This is a genomic window from Kitasatospora putterlickiae (assembly GCF_039527695.1).
Taxonomy (GTDB): Bacteria; Actinomycetota; Actinomycetes; order Streptomycetales; family Streptomycetaceae; genus Kitasatospora; species Kitasatospora putterlickiae.
The window spans coordinates 1-5,361 of sequence record NZ_BAAAKJ010000087.1 but is presented as its reverse complement, the minus strand read 5'-3'; the positions used below and the strand labels follow the sequence as shown (position 1 = coordinate 5,361).

Genomic DNA, 5,361 nt, shown 5'->3' with positions numbered 1-5,361 from the left:
CCGCCGCGGCGGCGCTGGGCGGCCTCGGCCGGCGACTGGCCGAGTACCGGTAGAGGGGGGACGGACACGATGGGGACGATCACCGACCGGGGACGGGGCCGCGCCGCGCCGCTGCGGGCGGCCCGGACGGCGGCGGCGCTGACGCTGCTGGCCACCGGCGCGCTGGCGCTGGACGCGGGCGGGCCGCGGGGCGGCACACCGGCGCAGGTGCCACTGGCGGCGCGGGAGGACCAGCAGGACCAGGAGGAACAGGCCGGGCAGGCCGGGCAGGCCGAGCCCTGCGACCTCTACCGGAGCGTCCCGCCGAGCACCGAGGACGGGCCGGCGGTGAAGGCCATCAAGGCCCGCCGCAGCCTGGTCGTCGGCATCGACCTGAACAGCTACCGGTGGGGCGCGCGCAACCCCAACTCCGGCCAGCTGGAAGGCTTCGACATCGACCTCGCGCGGGCGATCGGCACCGCGATCATGGGCGACCCGGAGAAGGTGGTGTTCAAGGCGGTGCCGACCGCCGACCGGATCAAGTACATCAAGGAGGGCCGGGTCGACATCATCGTGCGCACCATGTCGATCACCTGCGAGCGGATGGAGGAGATCGCCTTCTCCAGGCCGTACTTCACCACCAGCCAGCGGGTCCTGGTGCCCAGGACCTCGCCGGCGAAGACCCTCGACGAGGCGCTGAACGGCACCACCGCGTGCGCGGCGACCGGCTCCACCGCCCTGGTGGAGCTGAAGACGCGCCCGCTCAAGCAGGTCGTCCCGGTGGAGAACAACCTGGACTGCCTGGTGCTGATGCAGTTGGGCAAGGTAGACGCCACGATGACCGACGACGGCCTGGCGGCCGGCCAGGCCGCCCAGGACCAGACCGTCAAGGTGCTGGACGGCGAGGTGCGGCCTGGCGTGATGGGCGTCGCGATGCTCAAGGGCAGCGCCGACCTGACGGCCCGGGTGAACCAGGTGCTCAACGACTACTACACCAGCGGCACCTGGCGCCGGGCGTACGACAGCTGGCTCAAGCCCTACCTGCGGGACGACGCCGACCAGCACTGGCCGACGGCGCGGTGACGGCCGCACGGGCGGGGGCGGCCGGGGCAGGCGTTAGGGTCGGTGCGGCGGACCCCGGGGCCGGGAACGGTCCCCGGGAGCAGGGAACGGAGCGGGCGGAGGAGGGGAGAGGGCGATGGCGGCTTCGGCCGGCCCGGTGCTGAGCCGGGAGGAGGTGGACCGCGCGCTGGCGCGCCTCGGCGCGGAACGCGACGCGGTCGAGTCGGCGCTGCTCGCCCTCCAGGACCACCCGGGCCTGCGGCTGCTCGACGGCGCCGAGCTGACCGGGCGGACCCAGGAGCGCTGGGCCGTCGTCGGGCAGGGCCTGCCGCTGCTCTGGGCGCTGTTCGACCGCTACTCCGAGGCGCTCGCCTCGGCCCGCGCGGTGCGGGCCCGCAAGGCCCGGCCGGGCGGGCCCGAACTCGCCGAACTGAGCGACCTGCTGACCGGCGACGCGGTCACCGTGCCCGGCGGCGCGCCGGACGGCCCGCAGCGGCTCGGCGCCCCCGCCCGGCTGGTCGAGCGGGTCAGCCTGGACGGGCTGATGGACCGGATGAACGCCTGGTACGCCACCGTCCTGGAGGTGGTCTCGGCCGCCGACGCGGTCTGGACGGCGCTGCCCGCCCGGATCGACCTGCTGATCGCCGAACTGCGCCGGGTGCAGACCCTGGCGGCCTCGCTCGGCGTGCGCGCCGGAGGCCATCCGCTCGGCGACGACCTGGAGGCGCTGGAGGCCGGCCTGGGCGGGCTGAAGAACGAGGTGCGCGGCGACCCGCTGGCGCTCTGGCGGCCCGCGCGCGTCCCCGCGCAGCGCGGCACGGTGCCGGACGGCGGCGCCCAGGCCGCGCCGTCCGGGGTGGTGGACACCGAGCGCTTCGACCTGGTCGGCCGGGCGCTGGACGACGTCCGGCTGGAGCTGGAGAACCTGCTGCGGCTGCGCGACGACGCCGAGGAGCGCCTGCAGGGCGTCGGCGACCTGCTGCAGCGGGCCGACGCCACGCTGGCCGAGGCCCGCCGGGCGCGCGGCGAGGTGCTGGCGAAGATCGCCGCCACCGAGGTGCCGGCCGTCCCGGGACCGGCCTCGGCGCTGCGCGAACGGATCGTGGTGGCCCTGGAGTTGCGGCAGAGCGGGCAGTGGTACCGGCTGGCGCCGATGCTGGACGCGCTGGAGGACGCGGCGGCCAAGGAACTGGCCAGGGCCCGGCAGTCGCTGACCGAGGTGACCCAGCCGCTGGCCGTCCGGGCCGAGCTGCGCGGGCGCCTGGACGCGTACAAGGCGATGGCGGCCCGGCTGCGGATGGCCGAGGACCCGGAAGTGGTGGAGCGGTACGAGAAGGCGCGCTGGCTGCTGTGGAGCGCGCCGTGCGACCTGCGGGCCGCGGCCGGCGCGGTGGCCCGGTTCCAGCAGGCGCTGCGCCCGGCACCGGACGGTCCGGAAGCCGACCGGGCGATGACGGACGGCGAGCGGGGCGGAGAGCTGGGCGGGGCGGGGGCCGGCGGGGAGCCGGCCGACGGACAGGCTGTCGACGGACGGGTACAGGGGGGCCGGGAGTGATGGGCGAGACGTGCGTGCGGCCGGAGTGCGGGGGCAGCGGGACGATCGACGCGGACGGCTACTGCGACGAGTGCGGGCTCGCCCCGGAGGGCACGGGCACCTCGTCGGCGCGGACCGCCACCGGGGCGGCGGCGGTCGCCCCCGTCGGAGCGGGCGCCCCCTGTCCGCGCGACTGCCCCGGGACGATCGACGCCGACGGCTACTGCGACGACTGCGGCCACACCCCGCCCGAGGTGCCGGCCCCGCGCAGCGGAACCGCCGGCCCGGGGACGTCCGGCTCCACGGCGTACACCTCCACGCTGGAGATCGCCTTCGACCCGGACACCGGCGCGCCCCGCAGCGCCTCCTCGCGCGCGATGTCCGGCCGGTCCCGCTCGCACCGCTCGACCCGCACCGGCAGCGGCCGCTCGGTCTCGGTGCGCAGCAGCCGAGGCAGCGCCACCGCCAACCGGCACCGCCTGGGCGCGGGCCTGGTGACGGTGCCCACCGTCCCGGCCGCCGACCCGGCGCAGGCGGTGCTGGAGAACCCCGAGGTGCCCGAGCGCAAGCGGTACTGCTCCAAGTGCGACGCCCCGGTGGGGCGCGAGCGGGGCGGCCGGCCCGGCCGCCCGGAGGGCTTCTGCACCAAGTGCGGCACCCCGTACTCGTTCACCCCCAAGCTGCGCCGGGGCGACCTGGTCGGCGGGCAGTACGAGGTGGTGGGCTGCCTGGCCCACGGCGGCCTCGGCTGGATCTACCTGGCGGTGGACCGGCGGGTCAACGACAAGTGGGTGGTGCTCAAGGGCCTGCTGGACACCGGGGACGAGGACGCGCTGGCGGTGGCCGTCGCCGAGCGCCGGTTCCTGGCCGAGGTGGACCACCCGAGCATCGTGCGCATCATCAACTTCGCCGAGCACCCGGACCTGCGCACCGGCGCCACCGACGGCTACATCGTGATGGAGTACGTCGGCGGCAAGTCGCTCAAGGACATCGCCAACGGGCGCCGCACCCGGGACGGCCGGCGTGACCCGCTGCCGGTCGAGCAGGCGATCGCGTACGCGCTGGAGGCGCTGCCCGCGCTGGGCTACCTGCACCAGCGCGGTCTGGTCTACTGCGACTTCAAGATCGACAACGTCATCCAGAGCGGCGACACCCTCAAGATCATCGACATGGGCGCCGTCCGCCGCTTCGACGACGAGGGCCCGATCTACGGCACCATCGGCTACCAGGCGCCGGAGATCGCCACCGACGGCCCCTCCCCCGCCTCCGACCTCTACACGGTGGCCCGCACCCTCGCCGTCCTCAGCTTCGACTTCCAGGGCTACTCGACCACCTACCGGGACACCCTGCCCGGCCCGGAGTCCGTCCCGGCGTTCGCCGCCTACGAGTCCTACTACCGGCTGCTGGTGCGCGCCACCGACCCCGACCCGGCCCGCCGGTTCGCCTCCGCCGAGGAGATGGCCGACCAGCTCACCGGTGTGCTGCGCGAGGTGCTGGCACTCCAGGACGGCCGCGCCCGCCCCGCGCCCTCCACCCTGTTCGGCCCCGAACTGCGCGTCGTCGACACCGAGTTGGTGGCGCCCACGGTGCGTCCCGGCGAACTGCGGCTGACCGCCGTCGACCCGGGCGCCGCCGCGCTCGCGCTGCCCGTCCCGCGGATCGACCCGGCCGACCCGAACGCGGGCTTCCTCGCCACCCTGCTGGCCACCGACCCCCGGGAGGCGCTGGCCGCGCTGGACGGCGCGCCCGCCGACTCGGTCGAGCGCCGGCTACGGGCGCTGCGCGCGCTGCTCGAACTCGGCCACGGCCGGCAGGCCGCCGAGGCGCTCGCCGCGCTGGAGCAGGACCACCCGGACGACTGGCGGGTGGTCTGGTACCGGGGCCTGGCCTCGATGGTCGCCGCCGCCGACCCGAGCCCCGCCGACCCGGACGCCACCGATCCGGACACCGCCGATCCGGACACCGTCGGCTCCGAGGGCGGGACGGACCCGCGCGAGCGGGCGCTGCGCGCCGCCGCCGAGGCCTTCGACGCCGTCTACGACGCCTTCCCCGGCGAGGCCGCCCCCAAGCTAGCCCTCGCCGCCTGCGCCGAACTCCTCGGCGACGGCGGCGACGCGGCCGAGTTCTACCGTCTGGTGTGGAGCACCGACCAGAGCTACCTGAGCGCCGCCTTCGGGCTGGCCCGGGTCCGGCTCGCCGCCGACGACCGGGCCGGCGCGGTCGCCGTCCTGGAGTCCGTCCCGGCCACCTCCAGCCAGTACACCGCCGCCCGGATCGCCGCCGTCCGGGCCCGGCTGCGCGAGCGGCCCGCCACCGACCCGCTCGGCGCCGACCTCGGCGCGAGCTCCGAGCAGCTGACCGCGCTGCGCCTGGACGACCGCCGCCGCGAGGAACTCGCCGTCGAGGTGCTCGGCGCGGCGCTCGGCTGGGTGACCGCCGGGTCCCCCGACGGGACCGGGACCGCTGTCGGGACCGGCCCCGGCCGGACGACCGGCGAGGTCAGCGTGCTGGGACGGCCCGCGGTGGAAAGGGAACTGCGGTTCGCCCTGGAGCAGTCCTACCGGGTACTCGCCCGGTTGGCCGACCGGGCCGAAACAAGGATCGAGATGGTGGAACGGGCCAACCGGGCCCGTCCCAGGACGTGGGTGTAACAGATGCCGCAGCAGACCGTGTGCCACAGCTGTGCCGAGCCGATGGACCCGGAGGACGTCTTCTGCGGCTCCTGCGGGGCGAGCCGGGACGGCCGGCCCGCCCCCGGCGCGATGCCGGCCGGCTGGTCGGCGGCC

At 76.1% G+C, this 5,361-nt stretch carries 3 protein-coding genes; all 3 read left to right on the top strand.

The genetic code is table 11. The annotated features are described in order from the left end of the window. Positions 1-1,062, top strand: a 1,062-nt coding sequence (locus ABD308_RS09635; protein ID WP_344330848.1) for a glutamate ABC transporter substrate-binding protein, incomplete at its 5' end; no start/stop codon positions are given. Positions 1,063-1,177: 115 nt separating this feature from the next. Further along, a complete protein-coding gene (locus tag ABD308_RS09630) occupies positions 1,178-2,596 on the top strand; it encodes a hypothetical protein (RefSeq protein ID WP_344330845.1) in 1,419 nt (472 codons plus the stop codon). Continuing rightward, positions 2,596-5,226: a serine/threonine-protein kinase gene (locus tag ABD308_RS09625; RefSeq protein WP_344330842.1), complete on the top strand. Its 2,631-nt coding sequence runs from the start codon at positions 2,596-2,598 to the stop codon at positions 5,224-5,226. The genes ABD308_RS09630 and ABD308_RS09625 overlap by 1 nt, the downstream gene beginning before the upstream one ends. The last annotated feature ends 135 nt before the right edge of the window (positions 5,227-5,361 follow it).